Origin of the sequence: Desulfomicrobium norvegicum (assembly GCF_900114595.1) — a bacterium.
In the GTDB taxonomy this organism is placed as follows: Bacteria; Desulfobacterota; Desulfovibrionia; order Desulfovibrionales; family Desulfomicrobiaceae; genus Desulfomicrobium; species Desulfomicrobium macestii.
The window spans coordinates 290,338-315,038 of record NZ_FOTO01000001.1; the positions used below are offsets into that span (position 1 = coordinate 290,338).

The following is a 24,701-nucleotide window of genomic DNA, read 5'->3' on the forward strand; positions in this document are numbered from 1 at the left end:
CTCCGTTAAATTTATTCAGGGTCCCGGCCGATCAAGGCTCCGTCACGCAGGCGCCAGGGCCCGCAAGGAGTCCGCAGCTTCAGGGCCCGCTCCAGGCGAAAAAGAAATTCGTCGCGCGGCATCTCGAATCCGCCGAAGCGGAGCATGTGCGCGGTGGTCTGCTGACAATCGAAAAGGACGAACCCCGCCCCGGTAAGGGCCCGCATCAGGGTCACGAGCCCTGCCTTGGAGGCGTCCGGCTCGCGGTAGAACATGGATTCCCCGAAAAAGACCCCGCCCATGGCCACGCCGTAGAGGCCGCCGACCAGGGCCGCGCCGGACCAGACCTCGATGCTGTGCGCGAACCCAAGGTCATGCAGACGGCAGTAGGCGGCCAGCATCTCCGGGACGATCCAGGTCCCGTGCGCGCCGCACCGGGGCGTCTCGGCGCAGCCGGTGATGACCTGCTCGAAGGCCGTGTCCAGGGTGAAGCGAAAGCGTCCCTGGCGCAGGATGCGATCGAGCCTTTTGGGCACATGGATGCGCGCGGGCTCCAGGACAAGCCTGGGGTCGGGGCTCCACCAGAGGATGGGGGAGTTCTCGTTGTACCAGGGGAAAATGCCCTGGGCATAGGCCATGAGCAGCCTGTGCGGCGCAAGATCCCCGCCCACGGCCAGCAGGCCGTCCTCGTCGGCATGGGCCGGATCGGGGAAGGCGGGCTGGGCGGGCAGGGCAAAGACGGTCATGTCGGGATCACTTGGTGGAGAAGGTGAAATCCAGCTCCCCGCTCTCCGTCAGCCCGATACGCACGCTCCCGCCGGTGGCGAGATCCCCGAACAGGATCTTGTCGGCGAGCTTGTCCTTGATTTCCGTCTGGATGAGCCGACCCAGCGGTCTGGCCCCGAAAGCGGGATCAAAGCCCTTCCTGGCCAGCCAGGCGCGAGCCTCGGGCAAGAGATCAAGGGTCACGTTCTTGGCCGCGAGCTGGACACCAAGTTCGCCCATGAACTTGTCCACGATCTTTTCCATGATGTCCTGGGTCAGGGAATGGAACGGAATGATGGCGTCGAGACGGTTGCGGAATTCCGGGCTGAAGAGCTTCTCGATGGCGGCCAACCCGCGCAGCCCCCTGTCCTCCTCGACTCCGGCCTTGAAGCCGATAGCGTTGCCGCTCATTTCGCGGGCGCCGGCATTGGAGGTCATGAGCAGGATCACGTTGCGGAAATCGGACTTGCGGCCGTTGTTGTCCGTCAGCGTGGCGTGGTCCATGACCTGGAGCAGTATGGAGAACATGTCCATGTGCGCCTTCTCGATCTCGTCCAGCAGGAGCACGCAATGCGGGGTCTTGCGGATGGCGTCGGTCAGAAGGCCGCCCTGTTCGAAGCCGACATAGCCGGGAGGCGCGCCGATGAGCCGGGCCACGGCGTGCTTCTCCATGTACTCGCTCATGTCGAAGCGTACGAAGGCCACATCGAGGCAGGCCGCCAGCTGTTTGGCCAGCTCGGTCTTGCCCACGCCCGTGGGGCCGCTCAGCAGGAAGGAGCCCAAGGGGCGCTCGACGTTGCCAAGGCCCGCGCGGGAGCGCTTGATGGCCTGGGCCAGCATCTCCACGGCCTCCTTCTGGCCGAAGACCTTGGAGCCGAGCTCGAATTCGAGGCTGGCCAGCCGGTCACGGTCCGAGGCGCTGACGCGGGCGCTGGGAATACGCGCCATGCGCGCCACCACTTCCTCGATGTCGCGCCGGGTCACGGACTTGCGCCGTTTCCTCTCTCCGGAGAGAACGAAGATGGCCCCGGCCTCGTCGATGACGTCAATGGCCTTGTCCGGCAGGAAGCGGTCGTTGATGTGCCGGGCGGAAAGCTCAACGGCGGCGGAGATGGCCGAGGGCTGATACTTCACGCCGTGAAAATCCTCGTAATAGGGACGAAGCCCCATGAGAATCTTCTCGCTCTCGGCCACGGTGGGTTCGACGATGTCGATCTTCTGGAAGCGCCGCGACAGGGCGCGGTCCTTCTCGAAATGATTCTTGTATTCCTCGTAGGTGGTGGAGCCGATGCAGCGCAGTTCACCCGAGGCCAGCACGGGCTTCAGGATATTGGAGGCGTCCATGGACCCGCCGCTGGTCGAGCCCGCGCCGACGATGGTGTGGATCTCGTCGATGCACAGAATGGCCCCGTCCATGGCCTTGAGCTCCGAGATGACACCCTTGAGGCGGGCCTCGAAGTCTCCGCGATACTTGGTTCCAGCCAGCAGGCTGCCCATGTCCAGGGCAAAGATGCGGGCATCGGCGAACTGCTCGGGCACCTCGCCGCGGGCGATCTTGAGCGCCAACCCCTCGGCCACGGCGGTCTTGCCCACGCCGGGGTCGCCGACGAAGATGGGATTGTTCTTCTTGCGCCGGGCCAGAACCTGCAAGGTGCGCTTGAGCTCCTCGTCACGGCCGACCAGGGGATCTATCCGGCCCTCCTGCGCCCTGGCCACCAGATCCACGGTATATTTCTCCAGGGCGCTCTGCTTGGAGGCATCCCTGGTGTCGGCTTCGCCGCTGCTCCCGCCGTCGGGGAGCTGATGGGAAATGTACTCGATCACCGCCAGCCGCGTAAGCCCCTGAGCCTTCAGATAGTAGACGGCAAAGGCGTCTTCCTCTTCGAGCATGGCGGCCAGGAAATCCCCGGCCTCAACCTGGGACTTGCCCGAGGACTGGATGTGCAGGATGGCCCGCTGCATGGCCCGTTGCACGCTCACGGTCTGCACGATCTCGTGCTCGGGACGGGGGCTCACGTCGAGATGATCGATGAAAAATTGAGCCAGCTGCTTGCGCAGACGCTCCAAATCTATGCCGCAACCGGCAAGCAGGCTCTGACCGTGGGTATCGAGCGTATAGCTGTACAGCAGATGCTCGAGGGTCAAGAACTCGTGCTGGCGAAGTTTGACCTCGCGCACGGCATTACCGATGATTCTTTCCAACTCCTTACTCAGCATTTACACCTCTTCCATGGAGCAGCGCAGGGGAAAAGACCGGGCCTTGGCCATCTGGTGCACAAGCTGCACCTTGGTTTCCGCGACCTCGGCCGTATAGATTCCGCACAGGCCAATTCCTTTCTCATGAACGCTCATCATAATGGCAAACGACTCGGACTCGGATTTGCCGAAGACATTCATGAGCACTTCCACGACAAAATCCATGGACGTATAGTCGTCGTTATGCAGCAACACCTTGAACTGCCGGGGCTCCTGCAACTGGTCCTCGACCATGATATCCGGATCGGAACCCGGAACCTCAAACGGTTCGGTCATGACACACCCCGGCCCTATTCATCTTCACCGTATTCGTCGATCCAGGCCTGCAGAATCTGTACAACCTGACGGGCCTGCTTGACCGATGAAATATTGAACTTGGAATGCGGCGAAAAACGGCCGTTGCGCTTCTGGTAGCGCCCGACCCGGAACTTGACCGGCCCGAACTCTTCCTCGCCGCGCCCCACTTCCTGATAGGCGAACATGAGGGTCGACCATGCGCCTCGGGTCAGCACTTCCTTCTTCAATTCCTTGACCTTCTGGACGCCTTCTTCATCAGTCCAGTCTATGGAAATATCGTCGATGGTTTCAGCCATTGTCTCTCCTCGTAATTGATTCATCCGGCAGTTCAGGTCTTTGGGGTCCGGGCAACAATGCGCGGGAACCGCCTTCTTTCGATGGGGACCGCCCCTTGGCAGGCGACCGTCCCCTTTGCAGGCGACTATTAATGCCGCGTTCGCTAAAAGCAAGTCTCAATACTGCCCGTGATCCACGGCATATCGCACGAAAGCGCACGCTCCGGGCCGGCCGCTTCCAATGCATTTTTCCACTACCGCTCCCGGGCGAAATATATTACCCAAAGCATGTTTTTTCCAAAACAACTCCTATTTTTTTACTATCAACATATTTAATTTCAAGGAGTTTTCATGTCTCTCAAAGTCGTTGTCATCGGCGGCGTGGCTCTCGGGCCAAAGGCTGCATGTCGCATCAAACGCGTGGCGCCTGATGCCGAAGTGACCCTGGTCGACGCCAGCAAACTCATCTCCTACGGCGGCTGCGGAATCCCCTATTATGTTTCGGGAGACGTCAGCGATCATCAGCAGTTGCAGGAAACCAGCTTTCACATGGTCCGTGACGAACAGTTCTTTCAGGATTGCAAGGACTTCAAGGTCATGACCGAGACCAGGGCGCTGTCCATCGACCGCAAGGCCAAGACCGTCCTGGTCCAGGCCAAGGACGGTACGCAGACCACGCTGCCCTACGACAAACTGGTCCTTGGCATGGGCAGCACGCCCCGCAAACTGCCCATCCCCGGACGCGAACTCGGCAACGTCTTCACCGTGAGCACCCTGGGCGAAGCCATCCGCATCAAGGAGCAGGTGGCCAGCGGCAGCGTCGGGTCGGCCGTCATCGTCGGTGGAGGCTTCATCGGTCTGGAAATGGCGGAGTCCTTCGCGGACATGTGGGGCATCGAGACCACGGTCATCGAAGTGGCGGACCAGATCATGCCGGGCTTCATGAGCAAGGCCATGGCCACCATCGCCGAAAAGCATCTCGCGGAAAACGACGTCACCGTCCACACCTCGGAAATGGTTCAGGCCATCGAAGGCGAAGACGGCAAGGTCACGCGCGTGGTGACCAACAAACGCACCATCGACGCGGATCTGGTCATCCTGGCCGTGGGAGTCGTGCCCAACGACAGCCTGGCCCGGGAAGCCGGGTTGTCCTGCTCCGAACGGGGCGGCATCATCGTCTCCAAGACCATGCAGACCTCGGACCCGGATGTGTACGCCGGCGGCGACTGCGTGGTCATCGAGAACATCGTCACGGGCAAGCTCGGCTACTATCCCCTGGGCTCCCTGGCCAACAGCCAGGGGCGCATCATCGGCACCAATGTCGCAGGCGGCAGGGAAACCTTCGACGGCGCGGTCGGCACCTTCATCATCAAGCTCTTCGATTTCGCCTTCTCGGGCACCGGCCTGTCCCTGCCCGTGGCCCTGCGCGAAGGCTTCGACGCCTTCAGCACCCACGTCATCATGAGCGACCACTCCCACTTCTATCCCAAGCGCGACATGGTCAGCCTGGAGATTGTCGTCGAGCACCGTTCCGGCCGGGTCCTCGGATTGCAGGGCGCCTGCCAGAACGGCGATTCGCTCAAGGGGCGCATCGACACCATGGCCGCCATCCTCAAGTTCCGCCCGACCCTGCGCGACGTGTCCAGCCTGGAGATGGCCTACGCCCCGCCCTTCGGCTCGGCCATGGACGTTTTGAATGCCGCAGCCAACACCGCCGAGAACATTCTGGTAGGCAGGAACGTCCCGCTCCAGCCTGTCGAATTCGCCAAGCTCTGGGAGAACCGCGTCAATGAAAACCTGCTCTGCATCGACACCCGCGAATGGGGCAATGCCGAGCCTTTCGTCACCAAGTACCCGGAATTCTGGAAAAACATCCCCCAGGGACAAATCCGCGGCAGGCTGGACGAGATTCCAAAGGACAAGAAGATCGTGCTGTTGTGCAACACCGGCGGCAGATCATACGAATCCCAGGTCATCCTGCGGCACGCCGGCTTTCTGGAGCCGGTCAACCTGCAGGGCGGCATGGGCTTCATCAAGCAGCTCGGATTCGACCCGAGCCAGGAAGATTGAGAACACTCGGCCAACCCTCGGGTTGGCCTTTTTTTTACTCAGGAGGACACATGGCCAGAATTCTTGCCGCGCTCATGCTTCTCTTTCCCTGCTGGGCCTGGGCCGCGCCAACACAGGTGACGCTCTTTCCGGATTCCGCCCAGGTCGAGGAGGTCTCGGCGGTGACGATGGAGACCGGCGAAGCGGGACTGTCGTCCTGCACCCTGGTCCTGCCCAGCCAGGCTGACCCGGCCAGCCTGCGATTTGGCAGACTGGCGGAAAAGGGAACCATTGCGGACCTGACCTGGAAAACCCGTCAGGAAAAGAATCAAAGCGCCCTTGAACCGCTCAACCGTCGCCTGGCTGAATTGAAAACGGAGCGGGACGCGGTCCTGTCCGAACTGGAAGGCGTACGCGGACGCATCGCCTTCTGGCAGGCCCAGACCAAGCCCGGCGAGCAGACCGTTGCGGCGCTGCGCGAACTGGCCGAGGAGATGGGCAAGGCCCTGCGCGAGAACACGGCCAAGGCCCAGACCCTGACGCCGCGCCTGGAAGAGTTGGAGGCAAGGATAGTCTGGGTGGAGAAGGAGATCGCCGACACGGCGGGCAAGGGCCGCACTGTATGGGAAGTCCGCGTCCTGATCGCGGGCGAGGCACCCAAGGAACTGGCCTACACCTACACCCTGCGTGACTGTGGCTGGACCCCCATGTATCGCCTGGAAGCCTCCCCGGCCCGCAAGAGCATCGATTTTTCCTGGCAGGCCAAGGTCTGGCAGCGTTCGGGGCAGGACTGGAGCGACGTGCGGCTTTTTCTGGCCACCATGCAGCCGCAAATCCAGGCCGAGCCCTCTAGCCTCCCGCCCTGGGAAATCGGGCCGCAGCGGGTATTCCGCAAGGCCATGGCCGGAGCACCCATGATGGCCATGCGCTCCGATGCCGCAAACGAGGAGATGTTCGCGGCTGCCCCCGCAGAGCCCGTGCAGGTCAGGCACAGCACCTACGCCGCCTGGGATATGGGCAAGAAATCGGTTCCGGCCGGAGACACCCGCATCCTTGAGATCGAGCGCGATGCCTGGCCGGTCAGCTTCACGCACCTGATCCGGCCCAGCCTCGATTCCAAGGCCTTCGTGCAGGCCAAGGCCGAGTTCGCCGAGCCCAAGGAACTTCCCCCCGGCACGGCTTTCCTCTTCATCGACGGAGCCATGGTCGATCAGCGCCAGTTCTCGCTCTCCGGCCGGGAAGCGACAGTGTTCTTCGGCACGGACCCGCTGCTGACCTGCACCACCGTCCTCAAGGACAAGAAGACGGGCGAAAAAGGTATCTTCAAGCAAAAACAGACCTTCCTGCGGCAGTGGACCATGACCGTGCGCAACGCCGCCGAGCGCCCGGTCCAGGTACGCATCGAGGAGCCGCGCCCCCTGCCCCGCGACGAACGCATCAACCTCGAACTGACGGCCAGGCCCGAACCCCTGAAAGAGGACGATCCGGAAATCCTGGCCTGGAACAGCACCATCGCTGCCGGAGCGGAAATGACCATCACCATGGACCTCAAGCTCGACGCCCCCGAAGATCTGAACATCGATCCGGGCTGGCGCTGGTAGGCGGCCGCCGAAACAACAAAAAACGCGCTCCCTCGCACATGAAAGGGAGCGCGTTTTTTGTTGCATCGCCGATCTTCCGATCCCCGATTCCAAAGCTCGAATTGCAGAGTTCGAATTTTAGGTTCCTGAAAAAATCCGAAAGACAAACCCTTCGGCTATCCCTTGTCCTTGGGCGGCGGCAGGGGCGCGCCGCATTTCTCGCAGCGTTCCCGGCGCTTATCGCCAGGCTGGGCAGACTGCCTGTGTCCGCAATGCGGACAGACCCGGACCTGGGAAATAAGCCTGCGCATCATTTCAACCAGAAACATGTCTTCACCCCATCGTTGCAATCAATTCCAGGTATCGCCTTCAGCGCCGATAAAAAGCGCAGCCTTCTCGGAAATCAAATCCTGCTCGCCAAAGACATGCACGCGGTCTCCGGCCTCGAAGACCCATTCCGGATCGGGATTGAGCGAGGTCCGGCCATCACGCTGCACGGCCACGACGGTCAGGCCGTGTTCCTTGCGCAACCGCGCCTCGATCAGGCTTTTGCCCTCGACGAATGCGCCCGGGACAACCCTGAGCACTGTCGCGCCAAAGGAGGAACAGACCCCGCCAAGGTTGCAGGCATCGGCGGTATTGAGCACGGGCCGACGCAGCATTCCGTAGCCCTCGGCCCTGATCTCGCGGACGAATCGCTCAATGTCGCCCCTGGGTACCAGATAGGTGGACAGAACGCGAATGAACATCTCCACGGAGGTCTCGTATTCCTCGGCCACCACCTCCTGCGCCCCGAGCTGCATGAGCGGCTCGATCTCGCTGACGAAGCGAGTGCGCACCACGATGTGCAGGGCCGGATTCTGGGCCCTGGCCGTGGCCACGATGCGCCCGATGGCGGCCGGGTCGGAGATGACCACGGCCAGGATGCGGGCCTTGGTCACATTGATGTGTTCGAGCACGGCAGCCTGGGAAGCGTCGCCGTACATGATCGGCACTCCCCTGTCTCTTTCCCGGCGCACCGTGTCCGGATTCATCTCAAGGATCACGTAGTTGATGCCCGCCGCTTTCGCCGCCCGGGCCAGGTGATGGCCGCCCAGACCGAAACCGGCGATGATGAGATGGTCATGCAGGTCCTCCTGCTCCGCCTTGGGCGGCTCGGCTTTGAGGCCCGGAGGCATGAGTTTCACCAGACGTGTGGATATGGCCGGAACAGCCGCAATGAGGAAAGGCGTCACCGCCATGGTCAAGATGGCAACCGCAAGAAAATACTGATATTCCACAGGACTGAGCAATTTATTGCCCATGCCCACTCCCGCCAGCACAAAGGAGAACTCGCCTATCTGACACAGGCAAAGTCCGCCGAGAATGGCCACGTGCCATGGATAGCCGAGCAACCGTCCGGCCAGCGCGGCCAAAAAAGCCTTGAGGACAAGAACCGCCCCGGCCAACCCCAGAACCTGAGGCAGATGCGCCAAGACAAAAGCCGGATCGAGAAGCATGCCGATGGAAACGAAAAAAATGCTCGTGAACACATCGCGAAACGGAAGGACTCCCTCCAGCGCGCTGTGGCTGTACTCCGATTCGCTCATTATGAGTCCGGCCAGAAAAGCTCCCAAGGACAGCGAAAGGCCAACGCTCGAAGTCAAAAGCGCGATGGCGAAGCACAGGCCCAGGGTCGTCATGAGAAAGAGCTCCCGGCTGCGCGTGCGGATCGCGGCTTCGAGCACGCGGGGGATGACCTTCCTGGCCGCCACCAGCAGGACGGCTCCCACCAGGACTGCCTTGAGCAGCAGTTCCCCCAGGGATTGCCATGGATTATCCGCGGTGCCTGCCAGCAGGGGGATGAGCAGCATCATGGGCACCACCGCAACATCCTGAAAGATGAGCATGCCGAGGGAGATGCGCCCGTGCGGCGCACCGAGCTGCGCTTTTTCGCCCAGCAGCTTGAGCACGATGGCGGTGCTCGACAGGGCGGCCAGAAAACCGATGAAGATGGCCTTGCCGAGTCCCACCCCGTAAATCATGAACGGCAGTTCCAGCACGGCTATGGTAAGCAGGACCTGCGCCGCCCCGCCCACGAAGACCGGCTTCTTGAGGCGCTGCAATTCCGCCAGAGAAAGCTCCATGCCGATGACAAAGAGCAACAGAATCACTCCTATCTCGGCAAAAATCTCGACCTCATCGACGGCCCCGACAAGGCCGAGACCGTAAGGACCCGCCAGAACACCCGTGAGCAGGAAGCCTATCACCGGTGGAATGCGAAAACGGTGACTGGCGATGATCACGGCGCTGGACAGGCCGAAAATCATGACCACATCGGTCAAAATGGGAATCTCGACACTCATGAAAGTCCTCGAAACGTGTTTTGCCGCATGCCGGAGTTCCCGAAATTGTCATGCATGCCTTGCCCTGTGCAAGAGACTCACTGCAACATGCCGCCATGTAATGAAAAAGCAGGCCACGCTCAAATGGAGCATGACCTGCTGACAGGTTAAAGCACGGGTATCGAGAAGTCTAGCTGAAGAACTCCACAACATATTTGAATGCCGTGCTCAAAATGATCACACACAGCATGGCCTTGATGAGACGGGCAGGGACGCGCTTTTGCAATCTGGCCCCGCAGTACATGCCGAGCATGCCGCCCAGACCGAAGAGAATGCCAAGCCCCCAGTCGGGGGCGATGGATTGACCGACGTGAAAAGTCGCCAGTACCTGATAGAACCCCACCCCCGCCACGGACGTGACCAAGGTGCCCATAAGCGCCGCCCCGGCCACCGTATAGACCGGCAGGCCGCAGATGGAGACAAAAAACGGGGCGATGATGGACCCGCCACCGATGCCGTAGACGCCGCCGACCACGCCCACGAGGAGGCTCATCATGAATATGGTCATGGTCGAGCAGGAATAGGTTTCTCCGGAAAAGTCGTAGCGGATGAGTCGCAGGGAAAACTCCCTGACAGTGACCTCCCCGGTCCCGGCCGCTCCCCTGGATTCTCTGACCGACTGCCGGAAGCTGCTCTCCGACTTTTTCTCCTTCTGCCGCAACAGATCCCGAACCATGCGAAACCCGATGTAACCCAGGACCAGTCCGGCAAAGACCTTGAAATTTCTGGGGTCAGGCAGGTAGTTGACCCTGATCACGGCTCCGAGAATGACTCCCGGGAGGGTGCCGACAATCACGACCCAGGTCAGGGGCCAGACCATGCGCCTTTCCTTGAGATACCGATACACGCCGCTGGGAATGGCCACTATGTTGAAAAGATGATTCGTGGCGCTGACGGATGGCGCGGTATATCCGAGAAAGGACATTTGAAAGGGCAGGAGCAGAAAAGCCCCGGAAACACCCCCCATGGAGGTGAAAAAAGACACCACGAAGGCGGCCAAGGGCGGCAGCCAGGGAGAAACCTCAATTCCTGCGGTCGCAAAATACATGACACCCCCCGGTGCCCGGACACGAACCCATCCGAAATCTCGTCATTCAGCATGGGCGTCCAGGATTATGAAAGACACGGTTAAAGACATTTTTTTAATTTTTATCGTGTCACTAATTGCTCAACTTCGAGTATTTTTGTCAAGAGAATCCGCTCCTTTTTCTTGTAAAAAAAGTTTCGCGACGCCCAGGTCATTTCGAAAATGTTGACGGCAAGCTTCTTTCCGGCTCATCTGCGGGCCGGGAGGAATAATCATGCACGCTTTGAGGGGTTCGCTCCAGTTCAAATTCGTGTCGGCCATCATCTGCATCGTCGTGCCGCTCCTGGGCATCATCTTTCTCTGGCAGGGCGTGGTCGAAGAGCGACAGGCCTGGTCCCAGGTGGTCAATCAGGCCCGCCTGCTGACCCGCCAGATCATCCTGACCCGTCAATGGGTCTCGGACAGCCAGGGCGTATTTCTCCGCCAGGACACGCCCGGCGCGCAGGGCGGCGGCGGGTTCTACTCCGACCTGCTGCCCACGGAACGCGGCGTCCTGCAACGCTTCACCCCCTCCATGATCACCAAGCAACTCTCCCTCTATTCCTACAGGCAGAATCTCTATCGCTTCCGCCTGGCGGGCATCGCGCCCATGAATCCGGAGAACAGGCCCGACGACTTCGAGCTGGCGGCCATCAAAAGCTTCTCCCAGAGCGAAAACAAGGAATACTACACCCTCGCCGATCATGACGGAGAGGCGATTTTTCAGTATTCGGCTCCCCTCTATGTCGACGAGACATGCCTGTCCTGCCACAAAAACTACACAAGCGGAACCGTCAGCGGGTGCCTGAGCATCCATCTGCCGGTCCAGCATGTGCTCGACTCCCTGAGCAGCAGCAAATTGCAGCTCTTTTCCTCGGCCCTGGCGCTCATCGTGCTGACGGTGTTGACCCTGTATTTTCTGGTCCGACATCTTGTCCTCAATCCTTTAAGCACGCTGGAGACCGTGGCCGAGGGCATCAGCAGGGGGCAATTCCCGGAGCGAATCCACTTCGGCGGCAGCGATGAAATGAACCGGGTCGGACAGGCCCTCGGCAGCATGAGCGCCAAGCTGCGGGAGGGGCGGGACAGGCTGGAGGAAGAAGTGCAGAACGCGACCAGCGAGCTGGCCCTGGCCAACGAGGAACTCAAGACCCTGGACCGCCTGAAAAGCGAATTCCTGGCCACCATGTCGCACGAACTACGCTCTCCGCTGACCTCCATCCGGGGCGGACTCGACTACCTGCGCCGCACGGAAACCGCCTCGGACAGGCAGGATTACCTTCAGATCATGGACAAGAACCTGCGCAGGCTGGTGCACCTGGTCACGGACATCTTCGACATCACCCGCATCGAGGCGGACAAGATCGAGTGGAATTTCGGACCGGCGGACATGTCCGAACTGGTGGGGGAAATCGTGGAGATCATGACCCCGCTGGCGGAAGAACGCGAACTGCGCCTGCGCTTCCTGTCCCCCGGACCCATGACCGCCATGGTGGACGTGGAACGTATCGAGCAGGTCATCGTCAACCTGACGGACAACGCCATAAAATATTCTCCCGGGGGCGGCCTCGTCAGCTTCGTCCTGCTGCGCGGGGAAGGCGAATTCAAGATCCAGGTACGCGACCAGGGCCCCGGCATCCCGGCCGAAGCCAGGGAGGCCATCTTCAAGAAATTCCACACCGCGCCATCTTCAGGGCATTCCGGCAAACCGGGGGGCACCGGGCTCGGACTGGCCATCTGCAGCCAGATCGTACGCGCTCACGGGGGGCGAATCTGGGTCGAGGACAACCCGGAGGGCGGCAGCATCTTCACCTTCACCCTGCCAGCCAGGGATGAGGACTGAGGGCCGATGCGCCCTGCCGACAAAAAAACGTGGCTGATTCGGGCGGCCACAATGTCCGCATCAATTCAGAATCGTCGCAAAACACGGGAAAACGTGCGCTTGGCGCAAAATATTTCAGAAACAATTAAACGATCTATTCAAGCCCATTGCATATATTTTTGGGCCCGAGACATCATGTTGCGGAAAAAATAAAAATAATAAACGTTGACATTAAAGTCAGCCCCACCTAGTTACTGCTGACTTTGGCGGAAATGAAAACTTGAATTCAAGCTTGAATCCACTTTCATTATTTCGCAATCCTGTCGGTAGCTGTTTTCCGCAGGAACAAAGTTTTTCTTTTTACTTTTTTTTCTTTGGAGTTACTGTCTTGTCTAAGAACATCTATGTTGGAAATTTGTCCTGGTCGACCACTGATGCAGATCTGCACGCCATGTTTTCCCAGTACGGTCAGGTCAGCTCTGCCCACGTCATTGAAGATCGTGAAACCGGTCGTTCCCGTGGCTTCGGCTTCGTGGAAATGGATGACGAAGGTGCACGCAAGTCCATCCAGGCGCTGAACGGAACCGACTGCCAGGGCCGCAACCTGAAGGTCAACGAAGCGCAGCCCCGTGAAAGCCGCTCCGATAGCCGTTCACGCTACTAAGCAGAACACTACGATCGCGATGAAGCCCGTCACCTGACGGGCTTTTTTTTGCCCAAAATCTGGGCAAGCCCCCGCTCCTTTCTCCGCCCGAATTCTCTTCGTCGGCATTTCAAGATGCCTCCGCGACACGCTGTCATCACCCTGAATGCGAATGTCCACAGCCTATCCCGGACTTGGTTCGAATCTGTAGCCGACGCCGGCCACGGTCAGAATGAAGCGCGGGGCCTGCGGGTTGACTTCGATCTTTTTGCGCAGACGCTGCACGTGCACGTCCACGGCCCGACTGTGGGAATAGAGCTTGGAATCGCCCCAGTTCTGACTCTGGATGAAATCACGGGACAAGGCTTCGCCCGGATGGGTGATGAAAAGTTCAAGCAGTGAAAATTCGGTTCGGGTCAGGCTTGCCTCGCGGCCCTGAATCGAGGCCCGATGCGTGCGGTAATCAAGAATGATCTCTCCCTGGCGATTGGCATTGGCCGATTCGCTGCGCCGCACTCTGCGCAGCACGGTCCGTATCCTGGCGGAAAGCTCCAGCGCATTGAAGGGTTTGACCAGATAATCGTCGGCTCCACACTCGAGCCCAAGCAGTTTGTCTGCAACCGTGTCACGAGCCGAAAGCATGATTACCGGCGCGTCGCTGTCCCGTCGCAGAATTTGGCAAACCTTTATTCCGTCTATGTCAGGCAGGTTCAGATCCAGCAGCACCAAATCGGGCGAATAGGCTTGCAGAACCGCGAGCCCTTCGTTTCCGGTCGGTGCGCTGGACACCAGAAATCCGTCCAGTTCCAGATTGGCGGACACGGTTTTCACAATGTCCGCGTCGTCGTCGATGATCAGAATGTGTTGCTGGGTCATGGTTCCTTATCCTTTAAAATCATTCCCGAAAAACGGATCGCCCGTCCGGCAAGTCCTCCGTTGCGTACGGACTATCCGATACACAGGTTTCAATTCTGTTACAACTTTAACCACCACTCACCATGAATTTCTGATACGTAGCCAGGACAAATGTCGGCACCGGATCAACGACTCGAGGTGTTCAGGCATTCACGTTGATCCCATAGCACCTTTCACAGGAGGGAGTATGACACGAAAAAAAGATGCATCCAGCGGACGGGGATGGCGGTTCGCCTTGCCTCCGGCCATAGCGGGCATCGTGGTCACGGTAGGAGCGGCGCTGGCCATGACCGCGACGGACCAGGCCAGTTTCTGCGGCAGCTGCCATTCGATGGCGGAAGCGGCCTTTACGCACAAGACCTCGGTCCATGCCGAACTGGCCTGCAACGAGTGTCATGCGCCGCACAATCTGGCGGCCAAGATACCGTTCAAGACCAAGGAAGGCACCCGTGACATCCTGGCCACGGTGACAAAAACCATCCCGGATCTCATCCATCCGGGCGAGGAAACCAAGGAAGTGACCCAGGAAAACTGTCAGCGCTGCCACGGCGCGACGACGTCCACGGTTGTGATGCAAAGCAAGAAGTTCTGCACCGACTGTCACCGCCACGTGCCCCATTCTCCCAAAATCCCCGTAGCCAAAAGGAGTGCCGCCGATGCGTAACACCCGATCCCTTATTGCCCTGCTGGCCGTGGGCTGCGCCCTGGCCCTTAGCGCCTGTTCCGAAGCGACCGAACCAAAGGCTCCGGAATTCAAGACCAAGCTCAAATCCGACGAGATCAAGAACTCCGCCTTCAAGGCTGAATTTCCGCTTCATTATGAAACGTTCCTGCGCAACAACGAATCCGAAATCATGACCGAGTATGGCGGATCCGTCGCCTACAACAAGCACGACAACGTTAATCCCCTGCCCGAAGGCTACAAGCACGCCCAGCCCTACCTGAAGAACCTCTGGCTCGGCTACGCGTTCAGCTACGAGTACAAGGCGGCGCGCGGTCACACCTACGCCATCAAGGACATCCTGCATATCGATCGTTTGAACCGCTACGACGAAAAGGCCGGGCTGCCTTCGACCTGCTGGAATTGCAAGACCGCCAAGATGAACGAATGGGTCGGGCAGTACGGTGACGAATTCTGGGCCAAGGATTTCAATCAGTTCCGGGAGCAGGTCGACATGGACGACAACACCATCGGCTGTGCCAACTGCCACGATCCGGCCAACATGGAGCTGCGCCTCTACTCCGTGCCCCTGCAGGACCACCTGAAGGCCGAGGGCAAGGATTTCAAGACCCTTTCCCGCAACGAGCAGCGCGCCCTGATGTGCGGCCAGTGCCACGTGGAATACTATTTCACCGATCCTGGCCAGGGTGTGCCCAAGAAGCCCGTCTTCCCCTGGGCCGAAGGCAAGGACCCCGAACAGATTTATTCCTATTACAAGGGGCACGGCGATACCACGATCCCCGGTTTCGAAGGCAACTTCGTGGACTGGGTCCACCCCGTGTCCAAGACCCCCATGCTCAAGGCCCAGCACCCCGAATACGAGACCTGGTTCAACGGCGTGCATGGCGCGGCAGGTGTCAGCTGCGCCGACTGCCACATGAGCTACACCCGTCTCGACGGCAAGAAGAAGATGTCCAACCACCACTGGAACTCGCCGTTGAAGGACCCGGACATGAAGGCCTGTCGCCAGTGCCATACGGACAAGAGCCCCGAATACCTGAAGCAGCGGGTCATCTACACCCAGGACAAGGTCTGGCAGCAGCTCATGGCCGCCCAGGACATCTCGGTCAAGGCGCATGAAGCCATCCGCATGGCCCATGAATTCCAGGGCGAAAAACCGGCCGATTACGACCAGCTCATGATCGATGCCCGTGAAATGTGCCGCAAGGGCCAATTCTTCTGGGACTACGTGTCCGCCGAGAACAGTGTCGGCTTCCACAACCCGACCAAGGCCCTGGACACCCTGGCCAAGTCCCAGCAGTACAGCCAAAACGCCGTGGACATCGCCATCAAGGCGGCGGCCTTCACCACGGCTAAGGCCCTGTCCGGCGACATCAAGGAACTTGTGCCGCCCATCATGGAGCACAGCCGCGAACTGCAGATGGATCCCGAGCACATGGCCAGCCACCAGTGGTTCAAATATCTCAAAGTCACTCCCAAGGCCGAAAAGATCTGGGAAGGCAACAAACGCCTCATCCCGGCCCCTGCGTCCAGCTAGTCATTCCGCACCCGTCACCGCGCGGGGGGTTCGGCACTACGCCGAACCCCCCGTTTTCTTTATCCCCTCAATTTCACGCGCAAAATATTTCCCCCATTGACTGATGAAATATCGCCAAGGACCTTGTCCTTTCGATGCCAATTAAATATGGTTAAGCTATCCATTCTGGAAAGAAGTATCGTTATCATCAATACTAGCCACGGAGGTCAGTGATGGGAGAAGAATTGGCGGCAGGCTGCACCAGGCCAACAGCCGAGGTCGAGCAGACACCGGAAGAAACGGTTCAACCAGCAACACCAGTCCAAGGAGCGCGCCCCATGATTCAGGTAGGAAAGAAAGCCCCCGATTTCTCGGCCCCGGCCTATTTCAACGGCGGTTTCACCAACGTCAGGCTGTCCGAATTCCTGGGAAAATGGGTGGTTCTGTGCTTTTATCCCGGTGACTTCACCTTTGTCTGAGCGACGGAAATCTCGGCGGTCGCCGAGAAGCACGCGGAATTTGAAAAGCTGGGAGTGCAGGTCCTGTCCATGAGCACGGACAGCATGTTCGTGCACAAGATGTGGGTGGACGACGAACTTTCGAAAATGATCACCGCGAAAACCGTGCCTTTCCCCATGCTGTCCGACGGCGGAGGCAACGTGGGCAGGATGTACGGCATCTACGATGAAGCGGGCGGCGTGGACGTGCGCGGCCGCTTTCTCATCGATCCGGACGGGAATGTGCAGGCCTACGAGGTGCTGACCCCTCCGGTGGGCCGCAACGTCAACGAAACCCTGCGCCAGATCCAGGCCTTCCAACTGGTGCGCGAAAGCAAGGGCACCAAGGCCACCCCGTCCGGCTGGAGACCCGGCAAACCGGTCCTGAGCCCCGGTCCGGGCCTGGTCGGCAAGGTCTGGGAAGTCTGGACCGTGGACAAGGCCTTCGACTGATCCAGCCCCGACCTCTCACCAAACGAAGCGCCCGGATTTCCCGGGCGTTTCGCATTCCCCCCCCGTCCCTGAGAACGACGACGGGTCCTGCCGAACGTCAGCGCCCATCCCCCCAGGAAAACAATCAATCGCTTGATTAATTCAATCAGATGATTTATTCGCATCGTCATGAACATCGATCTTCTCCACGAACCCACGCCAAGCCGGGCGGACCGCGCCAGGATCAGCCTTCTTGAGGCCGGGTTGCAATGCTTCGCCGACCGGGGCCTCCATGGCGTGACCATCCGTGAAATCGCCCGGATCGCGGGACAGAACTCCGCGGCCATCACCTACTATTTCGGCGGCAAGGAAGGCCTGTACGGCGCCGTGCTAGACGCGGTGATGCGCTTCTTCCGCAACCATGTACACGAGGCCCGCCAGACGTGGGACTCCCTGAACGAGGCGGATACAAACCCCACGCAGGCCGTGGAACTGCTCAAGCGCATCCAGCGCGGCTTCGCGATGGGCATCCTGACCGACGCCAAGGCCGCCCAGTTCGCCATGCTCATGGTCCGGGAACAGACCCAGCCCACGGCCGCCTTCGAGGCTCTCTACCAGGGCACCGTGGAACCGCTGCACCGCATGGTCTCGCGCATCCTGGCCCGAATCACGGGCGACGACCCCGAATCGCCCCGGGCCGTGCTCCGGGCGCACACCCTCATCGGGCAGTTGCAGTCCTTCGTCATGGCCCGGGAAACCCTGCTTCGGCGCATGGGCTGGGACGGATACGACGCCGAGCGCGCTGCCGCCGTGGCCGACATGCTGGCCGAGAATCTCGACATCTTCGTTGCCGGACTGAACACCCCGACTGAACCCAAACCGGAATATCCATCGTGAAACGCATCCTTGTATTTTTTCTTCTCCTGGCCACGGCCGCCGGTGGCTGGTACTTCTGGCACACCCAGCACGCCACGCGCGACAACACGCCCCCGGTCTTTCACGGCAACGTCGACATCCGCGAGGTTCGGCTTGGATTCAGGGTCGGCGGGAAAGTCCGGGAAGTCTTGAAGGAGGAAGGGGACGAGGTCGGGGCGGGCGAAATCGTGGCCAGGCTCGATGCGGAACCGTTTCAGAACGCCGTGGATCAGGCCGAGGCCGAGGTCGGAGCCATTGCAGCCCGTCTGGCGGAGCTGCGAAACGGCGCACGTCCCGAAGACATCGAACAGGCCCGCAAGAACCTTGCGGCAGCCGAGGCCACCTACGACAATGCCCGCCTCATCTTCGAGCGCCAGCGGCAACTTGTCGCCAGCGGGGCAGTGGCCAGACAGGATTTCGACACCGCGCGCTCAACGTTCGAAACGGCCAGGGCCAGGATGGGCAGCGCAAAAGCCGCCCTCGATCTGCTCCTGGCGGGATCAAGGCCCGAACAGATCCGCCAGGCCGAAGCCAATCTGGGGGCCGCCCGCGCCGCTCTGCACCAGGCCCTTACGCAGCTCGCCGACACGGTGCTCACCGCGCCCGAGGCGGGCGTGGCCCTGACCCGGGTCGTGGAACCGGGCAGCATCGTGCAACCCGGTAGCACGGCCCTGACCGTCAGCCTTGTCTCTCCCGTTCGTGTCCGGGCCTATGCGCCCGAACCACAGCTTGGCCTCGTCCACCCCGGCCGCAAGGTGCTGGTCTTCACCGACTCCCGTCCCGAGCCGTACCAAGGGCAGATCGGAGACGTCTCGCCACGGGCGGAGTTCACGCCCAAATCCGTGGAAACCGAGGAACTGCGCACGGCGCTGGTCTATCGTTTTCGGGTCGTCGTGCTGGACGCGGATCAGGGGCTTAGGCAGGGCATGCCCGTCACCGTAAAGCTGGCGGAGTGACCATGGCCACGGTCAGCCTGGTCGACGTCGGCAAAACATTCCCCGGCCTGGACACGCCCGCCCTGGCCGGCATCTCGGGTTCCATCGAACCTGGGATCATCACCGGCATCGCCGGGCCGGACGGAGCGGGCAAGACAACCCTGATGCGCCTCATGGCCGGACTGCTGCGCCCGGACAGCGGCGTCCTGACCGTGCTCGGCCGGGAACCCGTGACCGCTCCCGAGCTCCGTCTGCGGGTGGGCTACATGCCGCAAAAATTCGGCCTCTACGAAGATCTTTCGGTCTTGGAAAACCTGACCCTGCATGCGGATCTGCGCAACGTGACCGGAGAGGAACGGACGCGAACCTTCGAGCGGCTGCTGACCTTCACCGACCTGCAACGGTTTACGAAACGCCTGGCCGGACGGCTCTCGGGCGGCATGAAGCAAAAACTCGGGCTGGCCTGTGCCCTTTTGGGCACACCGGACCTGCTCCTGCTTGACGAGCCGGGAGTCGGCGTCGACCCCATTTCCCGGCGCGAATTGTGGAAAATGGTGCATGAACTCGCCGGTCAGGGCATAGCCGTGGTCTGGAGCACATCCTATCTTGACGAGGCAGAGGCATGCGACTCGGTGTTCCTGCTCAGTCAGGGCAGCCTGCTGTTTTCGGGCAAGCCGGACGATCTCACCAGCCGCCTGCGGGGACGCTGCCTGCACCTCGGCGGCGTCGAGGGGCGCAGACGGCAAGCGCTGGCGACCCTGCTCCGCCAGCCGGAAGTGAGCGACGGAGTCATCCAGGGACGAAACCTGCGCATCGTTCTGAAGGACGGCGCCGCCCGGCCCGATCCCTTGGCCCTGGATATTTCCGGCCCGACCGAATGGAAGGAGGTCTCCCCGCGCTTCGAGGACGCCTTCATCGATCTGCTCGGCGGCGGCCCGGGCGGTGAGTCCGCCCTGGCCGCATCCATGCAGCCGCGAGCCGAAATCCACGAAAGCCTGATCAAGGCCGAAGAGCTGACCAAAAGCTTCGGCGACTTCACGGCCACGGACCATGTCAGCTTCGAGATCAGGCAGGGGGAAATCTTCGGACTTCTCGGACCCAACGGAGCGGGCAAGTCAACCACCTTCAAGATGATGTGCGGCCTCCTCGCGCCCACCTCCGGACGGGCCGAGGTCATGGGCATCGACCTGCGCCGCAGCCCGGCCAGGGCCAGGGAGCGTCTGGGCTACATGGCCCAGAAGTTCTCCCTCTACGGCAAGCTCACCGTGCGCCAGAATCTCGAATTTTTCTCCGGAGTGTATGGATTGTCACGGACCAGGCAACGACAGGCCGTGGATTCGATGATCGAATCCTTCCACCTGAAGCAGTTCCTTGGCGTCACGACGGACGACCTGTCCCTTGGCTACAAGCAGCGCCTCGCACTGGCCTGCGCCGCCATGCACGAGCCGGACATCCTTTTTCTCGACGAACCGACCTCGGGCGTGGATCCCCTGACCCGCCGCGAATTCTGGAACCACATCAACGGTGTCGTGGAAAAAGGGGTCACGGTCATGGTCACCACCCATTTCATGGACGAGGCCGAGTACTGCGACCGCATCGGCCTGATCTATCAGGGCAAGCTCATCGCCCTGGCGCCGCCGGACGACCTGAAGGCCGACGTGGCCTCGCCCGCCCTGCCCGAACCGACCATGGACGACGCGTTCGTCGAGCTCATCCGCCGTAGGGAGGCATCATGAAATTCCTGTCCCGGCGAAGACTGTCCGCCCTGTGTCTCAAGGAAACACGCCAGATTTTGCGCGACCCGAGCAGCGGCGTCATCGCCTTCATCCTGCCCATGATCCTGCTGGTCATCTTCGGCTACGGCCTCAACCTCGACACCACCCGCCTGCGCATGGGCCTGTGCGACGAGGACGGAGGGCCGGTGGCGGCGTCATTCACGGCGAAGCTGACCGGCTCGACCTATTTCGAAATATTTCCCGGCAGCCGTGCCGAACTCGACGCCCTGCTCGAAACAGGGGGCATCCGGGGCTACGCGGTCCTGGCCCAGGATTTTTCGCGCATCGTGGACCAGGGCCGGGAAACGGCGCCAATCCAGGTCATCACCGATGGAGCCGAACCGAACACGGCAAACTTCATGGCCGCGTTCATGAAGAACGTCTGGCAGGAATGGCGGCAGACCCGGGCCAAGGATCAGGGCCGGGACGCCGTGCAGGGCGCAAGGGTGGAGGTTCGGTACTGGTACAACGCGGCGGCCATCAGCAGGCACTATCTGATCCCCGGGTCCATCACCATCATCATGACCGTCATCGGCGCCATGCTGACCTCGCTGGTCGTGGCCCGCGAATGGGAACGCGGGACCATGGAGGCCCTGCTGGCCTCCCCGGTGACCAGGGCCGAGCTGCTGCTCTCCAAGCTCCTGCCCTATTACGTGCTGGGCATGATCTCCATGTCCGTGGTGGCGCTGAGCGCCGTGCATCTCATGGGCGTGCCCTTCCGGGGCTCGGTGGGAGCGCTCCTGCTGGTCACGACGGTCTTCCTGCTCAGCATGCTCGGCATCGGCCTGCTCATCTCCTCGGTCATGCGCAACCAGTTCGACAGCGCCCAGACCACCCTGAACGTGGCTTTCCTCCCGGCCGTCATGCTCTCGGGAGCGTTCTTCGTCATCGCCAGCATGCCCGCGCCCGTGCGCGCCCTGACCTATCTGCTGCCGCCGCGCTATCTGGTCAGCTCCCTGCAGACCATCTTTCTGGCCGGTGACGTCTGGGAAATCCTACTCCCCGACATCCTCTTCCTGACGGGCACGAGCGTTCTCTTTCTGACCCTGACCGCGCTCAAGACCGTGCGCAGGCTGGACGCATGATCTGGCTGCGCCGCATCCTGGCCCTGGTCAAAAAGGAGCTGCAGATTCTCCTGGCCGACCCGCAAAGCCGCAAGCTGGTGGTCATCCCTGTTCTTTTGCAGGTCATCCTCTTCCCCCTGGCCGCCACGTTGGAAGTGAAGAACAATTCCCTGGCCGTGCTGAACGAGGACGGGGGCGCGGCTTCGGTGGAGCTGATCCAGCGCTTTGCCAGCGCCCGTGCCTTTACGGAAATCATCCACCTGTCCGGCGCCGGACAGATTGAAAGGACCCTGGACAACCAGCAGGCCATCGCGGTGGTCCGCTTCGGACCGGACTTCTCGCGCAATGCGGCGGCAGGGCTCCCCGCGCCCATGCAGCTGCTCCTCGACGGCCGCCGCTCCAACAGCAGCCAGATCGCGGCCAGCTATATCCAGGACATCACCACGCAGTATTTCAATGAACAAAACCTGGCCCAGGGACGCCCGCCGGCATCGGAACTGGTCGTCCGCCATCGCTACAACCCGAACCTCGAATACCAATGGTTCATCCTGCCGAGTCTTGTGGCCATCATCCTGACCGTGAGCGCGCTCATCCTGACCGCCCTGTCCGTGGCCCGGGAGCGCGAGCACGGAACGCTGGACCAGCTGCTGGTATCGCCCCTGACCCCGGAAATGATCATGATCGGCAAGGCCTCGGCCGTGCTGGTGGTGGGCCTTTTTCAGGCCACGGTCATCATCCTGGCCGCCATCTTCGTGTACAAGGTGCCCCTGTCCGGCTCCCTGGCCCTCATTTACGCCAGCAGCGTGCTCTACTTCGCGGCCCTGGTCGGCGTCGGCTTCTTCATCAGCGCCATCTGCGCCACCCAGCAGCAGGCCTTTCTCGGGGCCTTCGCCTTCATCATGCCGGCCATCCTGCTCTCGGGCTACGCCTCACCGGTCGAGAACATGCCCCAGTGGCTGCAAACCGCCACTTGGATCAATCCCATCCGGCACTTCATCGTCATCGTGAAGAGCATCTTTCTCAAAGACGTGTCTGTTGGATTCGTGCTGGAGAGCGCCATCCCGCTGCTGGTCATCGCGGCAGGGACGCTGACGGTCGCGGTGATCATCTTCCGCAGACGGTTCGGATAGTACGGCAACGGGCGACTGCCTTTTCAGGCAAGAAAATCAGTAACGCCCGATTGAATACGGATTGAGGAATTGGCGCTGCCACATCAGATTCTTATCAACGGGAGTGAGCCGGGCTTCACCACATACCCGATCCCAATTGTCCCGGATGGCCATGATCACCCTGTCGACGATGCCGGTGGCCTCATCGGTGGAAAGCAAGAAGAGATATGCAGCCTCTTGGCAGGTCTTAAGCTGGCTGTATCGGTTATTGCCGACAATCAGCATCGCTTGCGTTGCTTCATTGCCGGAGCGGTTTTGCGGGCAGATGTCGTAGGCCGGAGTCAGGGTCAGCTGACGTCCATCCCAAAACGCGGCATGATTGCGGGCATGATCGTCCGTATTGCCGCACAGAACATTGAACACCAGACGGCCATACAGCTCATGCAAGGTCTTTTTTGGATTGGTAAATCGTGCGCGAATGCTCTGCGCGAAGTCCTCATAGCTGGCGTAGCGTGCCTGCATCTCGCTCAAACCAAGCAATGTCAGAGCGGAAACCATGCTTTTGCGCTCCCATCCCGAAGCAACACGGATCCGATCAAAACGCTCAATCAGCAGCACGTCCTTGCCTGCGGCTTGAACCAGTCTGACGGGGGCGACACTCAGCCCCGCTGTTTCAGCCAGCCTCATGGCAACATATTCAGCCTTGACCACGCTGTAGGAGTCCGAACTCGATGAAAATTTCGCGATATATTTTGTACCGTGATCTTCAATCAGGGCTTTTGGCCGCGCGCCTCCGATAGAACTGCCATGGAACAAGGCATGGTCAAGCTCAGGAGTCAGGGGCACCCCTTTTTCTACACGATCCGCGGATTCCAGCAATTCTTCCAACGTGGCATTCTCGGCCGCGCGTGAAACGTATTCAGTCGGAGAACGCTGAAAATCAAGCGCACCGATACGGCCGGAACCTGATTCAAGCAAATATGTCAACTCGCCAAGATCCGCCGTATCCGTGTCACCTCCTTTTTTCCCAAATTGCCAGTTGATGATGACGCGTCGTCCCCAGGCATCCGGGGCGGCATCCCGGATACAGTTGGGGATATTCAAGTCTCCCAGCAGCGGCATGACACCTGCTCGTCATGGCAACTCGGGGTCATATATAGAAATTGCATCCTGTCTTTCCAGATAACTGCGACCATAGTTGAAACGAACAAGCTCACCATCGGCGACCAGCTTTCCGCAGACAACAGGCTCGGTTTTTCCCGGCAGCCATATCCAGACGTAGGCTTCTGTATTGCTTTGCCTAGAAGTCATCGTCGACCACGTGTGCTTGTTCACTTATCCGTTTCGGGAGAAGGGCTATCTTGCTTTGGGTCAAATCAATGCTGGTCGCCAGGCGCTGGTGGTCTTGTTCAAACAAAGGCACCCCCACCAACGATGCGACCTCAAACACAAGCCCGATAGCCGGCGACATTTCACCGGCTTCTATTTTTTGCAGCGTTGCCCTGGAAATCCCCGCCCGCTCGGCCAAATTCATCTCAGACCACTTGCGCCTTTTTCGAGCCAGCCTGATTTGCTGCCCCAGCAGGAAAACGGCGTCTCGGGCATATTTGGAATAGGTTCTTAACTTCGCCATATTTACCGCCGAATGACCATTATTATATCCGTTAAATGATACAACGCCTAATATAATGGTCATTTATACTTCTGTCAAAACAAAAAGACCATAATGATAGCCACTAAACGAT

22 protein-coding genes are annotated in these 24,701 nt (G+C 60.4%); 12 read left to right on the forward strand and 10 right to left on the reverse strand.

Annotation, left to right across the window (positions count from 1 at the left end; translation table 11 throughout):
* Positions 1–11: 11 nt before the first annotated feature.
* The 4 genes from aat to BMZ24_RS01360 are packed head-to-tail and all read right to left on the reverse strand — an operon-like array spanning position 12 to position 3,593.
* Positions 12–725, reverse strand: coding sequence for a leucyl/phenylalanyl-tRNA--protein transferase (gene aat, locus BMZ24_RS01345; RefSeq protein ID WP_092188505.1), 714 nt, complete (start codon positions 723–725; stop codon positions 12–14).
* 7 nt (positions 726–732) lie between these two features.
* Positions 733–2,961 (reverse strand): ATP-dependent Clp protease ATP-binding subunit ClpA, encoded by a 2,229-nt coding sequence (clpA, locus tag BMZ24_RS01350; RefSeq protein WP_092188507.1) that lies wholly within the window; start codon positions 2,959–2,961, stop codon positions 733–735.
* On the reverse strand, positions 2,962–3,276 hold the full coding sequence (locus tag BMZ24_RS01355) for an ATP-dependent Clp protease adaptor ClpS (protein WP_092188509.1): 315 nt from the start codon (positions 3,274–3,276) through the stop codon (positions 2,962–2,964).
* A gap of 14 nt (positions 3,277–3,290) precedes the next feature.
* Positions 3,291–3,593 (reverse strand): hypothetical protein, encoded by a 303-nt coding sequence (locus tag BMZ24_RS01360; protein WP_092188511.1) that lies wholly within the window; start codon positions 3,591–3,593, stop codon positions 3,291–3,293.
* A 330-nt stretch (positions 3,594–3,923) separates the two neighbouring features.
* Between BMZ24_RS01360 and BMZ24_RS01365 the strand changes: the two genes are divergently transcribed.
* Complete coding sequence (locus BMZ24_RS01365) at positions 3,924–5,642, forward strand: FAD-dependent oxidoreductase (RefSeq protein ID WP_092188513.1); 1,719 nt, start codon at positions 3,924–3,926, stop codon at positions 5,640–5,642.
* Positions 5,643–5,692: 50 nt separating this feature from the next.
* A complete protein-coding gene (locus tag BMZ24_RS01370; protein ID WP_092188514.1) occupies positions 5,693–7,222 on the forward strand; it encodes a DUF4139 domain-containing protein in 1,530 nt (509 codons plus the stop codon).
* Between the two features lie 155 nt (positions 7,223–7,377).
* On the opposite strand, the gene BMZ24_RS19635 is transcribed toward BMZ24_RS01370, so the two are convergent.
* The 3 genes from BMZ24_RS19635 to BMZ24_RS01380 form a co-directional block, all read right to left on the reverse strand.
* On the reverse strand, positions 7,378–7,530 hold the full coding sequence (locus tag BMZ24_RS19635; protein ID WP_153304600.1) for a hypothetical protein: 153 nt from the start codon (positions 7,528–7,530) through the stop codon (positions 7,378–7,380).
* 21 nt (positions 7,531–7,551) lie between these two features.
* Positions 7,552–9,546, reverse strand: a complete 1,995-nt coding sequence (locus BMZ24_RS01375) for a monovalent cation:proton antiporter family protein (RefSeq protein ID WP_092188516.1) — start codon at positions 9,544–9,546, stop codon at positions 7,552–7,554.
* Between the two features lie 169 nt (positions 9,547–9,715).
* Positions 9,716–10,633: a sulfite exporter TauE/SafE family protein gene (locus BMZ24_RS01380; protein ID WP_092188518.1), complete on the reverse strand. Its 918-nt coding sequence runs from the start codon at positions 10,631–10,633 to the stop codon at positions 9,716–9,718.
* A 253-nt stretch (positions 10,634–10,886) separates the two neighbouring features.
* On the opposite strand from BMZ24_RS01380, the gene BMZ24_RS01385 reads away from it, so the two are divergent.
* Complete coding sequence (locus BMZ24_RS01385; RefSeq protein WP_092188520.1) at positions 10,887–12,494, forward strand: ATP-binding protein; 1,608 nt, start codon at positions 10,887–10,889, stop codon at positions 12,492–12,494.
* Positions 12,495–12,861: 367 nt separating this feature from the next.
* Positions 12,862–13,137 carry an RNA recognition motif domain-containing protein gene (locus BMZ24_RS01390; RefSeq protein WP_015774269.1) on the forward strand — a complete coding sequence of 92 codons (276 nt, stop codon included), beginning with the start codon at positions 12,862–12,864 and terminating at the stop codon, positions 13,135–13,137.
* A 162-nt stretch (positions 13,138–13,299) separates the two neighbouring features.
* Here BMZ24_RS01390 and BMZ24_RS01395 read toward each other — a convergent pair whose 3' ends face one another.
* Positions 13,300–13,992 (reverse strand): response regulator transcription factor, encoded by a 693-nt coding sequence (locus BMZ24_RS01395; RefSeq protein WP_092188522.1) that lies wholly within the window; start codon positions 13,990–13,992, stop codon positions 13,300–13,302.
* A gap of 226 nt (positions 13,993–14,218) precedes the next feature.
* On the opposite strand from BMZ24_RS01395, the gene BMZ24_RS01400 reads away from it, so the two are divergent.
* The 8 genes from BMZ24_RS01400 (at position 14,219) to BMZ24_RS01440 (ending at position 22,977) form a co-directional block, all read left to right on the forward strand.
* Positions 14,219–14,695, forward strand: coding sequence for a cytochrome c3 family protein (locus BMZ24_RS01400; protein ID WP_092188523.1), 477 nt, complete (start codon positions 14,219–14,221; stop codon positions 14,693–14,695).
* Entirely contained in the window at positions 14,688–16,250 is a 1,563-nt protein-coding gene (locus BMZ24_RS01405; RefSeq protein ID WP_092188525.1) for an ammonia-forming cytochrome c nitrite reductase subunit c552, read from the forward strand. Before BMZ24_RS01400 ends, BMZ24_RS01405 begins: the two co-directional genes overlap by 8 nt.
* A 212-nt stretch (positions 16,251–16,462) precedes the next feature.
* Positions 16,463–17,179 carry a thioredoxin-dependent peroxiredoxin gene (gene prxU, locus BMZ24_RS20060; RefSeq protein ID WP_192622963.1) on the forward strand — a complete coding sequence of 239 codons (717 nt, stop codon included), beginning with the start codon at positions 16,463–16,465 and terminating at the stop codon, positions 17,177–17,179.
* Positions 17,180–17,347: 168 nt separating this feature from the next.
* A complete protein-coding gene (locus tag BMZ24_RS01420; protein WP_092188529.1) occupies positions 17,348–18,055 on the forward strand; it encodes a CerR family C-terminal domain-containing protein in 708 nt (235 codons plus the stop codon).
* Positions 18,052–19,029 carry a secretion protein HlyD gene (gene hlyD / locus BMZ24_RS01425; RefSeq protein ID WP_092188531.1) on the forward strand — a complete coding sequence of 326 codons (978 nt, stop codon included), beginning with the start codon at positions 18,052–18,054 and terminating at the stop codon, positions 19,027–19,029. The genes BMZ24_RS01420 and hlyD overlap by 4 nt, the downstream gene beginning before the upstream one ends.
* A 2-nt stretch (positions 19,030–19,031) precedes the next feature.
* A complete protein-coding gene (locus BMZ24_RS01430) occupies positions 19,032–20,744 on the forward strand; it encodes an ATP-binding cassette domain-containing protein (protein ID WP_092188533.1) in 1,713 nt (570 codons plus the stop codon).
* Positions 20,741–21,868 carry an ABC transporter permease gene (locus BMZ24_RS01435; RefSeq protein ID WP_092188535.1) on the forward strand — a complete coding sequence of 376 codons (1,128 nt, stop codon included), beginning with the start codon at positions 20,741–20,743 and terminating at the stop codon, positions 21,866–21,868. Before BMZ24_RS01430 ends, BMZ24_RS01435 begins: the two co-directional genes overlap by 4 nt.
* On the forward strand, positions 21,865–22,977 hold the full coding sequence (locus BMZ24_RS01440; protein WP_092188537.1) for an ABC transporter permease: 1,113 nt from the start codon (positions 21,865–21,867) through the stop codon (positions 22,975–22,977). Before BMZ24_RS01435 ends, BMZ24_RS01440 begins: the two co-directional genes overlap by 4 nt.
* Before the next feature lie 36 nt (positions 22,978–23,013).
* Here BMZ24_RS01440 and BMZ24_RS01445 read toward each other — a convergent pair whose 3' ends face one another.
* Together BMZ24_RS01445 and BMZ24_RS01450 are read right to left on the reverse strand one after the other, a co-directional pair.
* The gene (locus BMZ24_RS01445; protein WP_208599789.1) at positions 23,014–24,078 is read right to left on the reverse strand and encodes a type II toxin-antitoxin system HipA family toxin; all 1,065 of its coding nucleotides are present in this window, start codon (positions 24,076–24,078) and stop codon (positions 23,014–23,016) included.
* Between the two features lie 178 nt (positions 24,079–24,256).
* A complete protein-coding gene (locus BMZ24_RS01450) occupies positions 24,257–24,652 on the reverse strand; it encodes a helix-turn-helix transcriptional regulator (RefSeq protein WP_208599790.1) in 396 nt (131 codons plus the stop codon).
* Positions 24,653–24,701: the final 49 nt, after the last annotated feature.

Coding starts and splice junctions, on each gene's coding strand:
- aat (WP_092188505.1), bottom strand. CDS start 725: ATGACCGTCTTTGCCCTGCCCGCCCAGCCCGCCTTCCCCGATCCGGCC.
- clpA (WP_092188507.1), bottom strand. CDS start 2,961: ATGCTGAGTAAGGAGTTGGAAAGAATCATCGGTAATGCCGTGCGCGAG.
- BMZ24_RS01355 (WP_092188509.1), bottom strand. CDS start 3,276: ATGACCGAACCGTTTGAGGTTCCGGGTTCCGATCCGGATATCATGGTC.
- BMZ24_RS01360 (WP_092188511.1), bottom strand. CDS start 3,593: ATGGCTGAAACCATCGACGATATTTCCATAGACTGGACTGATGAAGAA.
- BMZ24_RS01365 (WP_092188513.1), top strand. CDS start 3,924: ATGTCTCTCAAAGTCGTTGTCATCGGCGGCGTGGCTCTCGGGCCAAAG.
- BMZ24_RS01370 (WP_092188514.1), top strand. CDS start 5,693: ATGGCCAGAATTCTTGCCGCGCTCATGCTTCTCTTTCCCTGCTGGGCC.
- BMZ24_RS19635 (WP_153304600.1), bottom strand. CDS start 7,530: ATGTTTCTGGTTGAAATGATGCGCAGGCTTATTTCCCAGGTCCGGGTC.
- BMZ24_RS01375 (WP_092188516.1), bottom strand. CDS start 9,546: ATGAGTGTCGAGATTCCCATTTTGACCGATGTGGTCATGATTTTCGGC.
- BMZ24_RS01380 (WP_092188518.1), bottom strand. CDS start 10,633: ATGTATTTTGCGACCGCAGGAATTGAGGTTTCTCCCTGGCTGCCGCCC.
- BMZ24_RS01385 (WP_092188520.1), top strand. CDS start 10,887: ATGCACGCTTTGAGGGGTTCGCTCCAGTTCAAATTCGTGTCGGCCATC.
- BMZ24_RS01395 (WP_092188522.1), bottom strand. CDS start 13,992: ATGACCCAGCAACACATTCTGATCATCGACGACGACGCGGACATTGTG.
- BMZ24_RS01400 (WP_092188523.1), top strand. CDS start 14,219: ATGACACGAAAAAAAGATGCATCCAGCGGACGGGGATGGCGGTTCGCC.
- BMZ24_RS01405 (WP_092188525.1), top strand. CDS start 14,688: ATGCGTAACACCCGATCCCTTATTGCCCTGCTGGCCGTGGGCTGCGCC.
- BMZ24_RS01420 (WP_092188529.1), top strand. CDS start 17,348: ATGAACATCGATCTTCTCCACGAACCCACGCCAAGCCGGGCGGACCGC.
- BMZ24_RS01430 (WP_092188533.1), top strand. CDS start 19,032: ATGGCCACGGTCAGCCTGGTCGACGTCGGCAAAACATTCCCCGGCCTG.
- BMZ24_RS01435 (WP_092188535.1), top strand. CDS start 20,741: ATGAAATTCCTGTCCCGGCGAAGACTGTCCGCCCTGTGTCTCAAGGAA.
- BMZ24_RS01440 (WP_092188537.1), top strand. CDS start 21,865: ATGATCTGGCTGCGCCGCATCCTGGCCCTGGTCAAAAAGGAGCTGCAG.
- BMZ24_RS01445 (WP_208599789.1), bottom strand. CDS start 24,078: ATGCCGCTGCTGGGAGACTTGAATATCCCCAACTGTATCCGGGATGCC.
- BMZ24_RS01450 (WP_208599790.1), bottom strand. CDS start 24,652: ATGACCATTATATTAGGCGTTGTATCATTTAACGGATATAATAATGGT.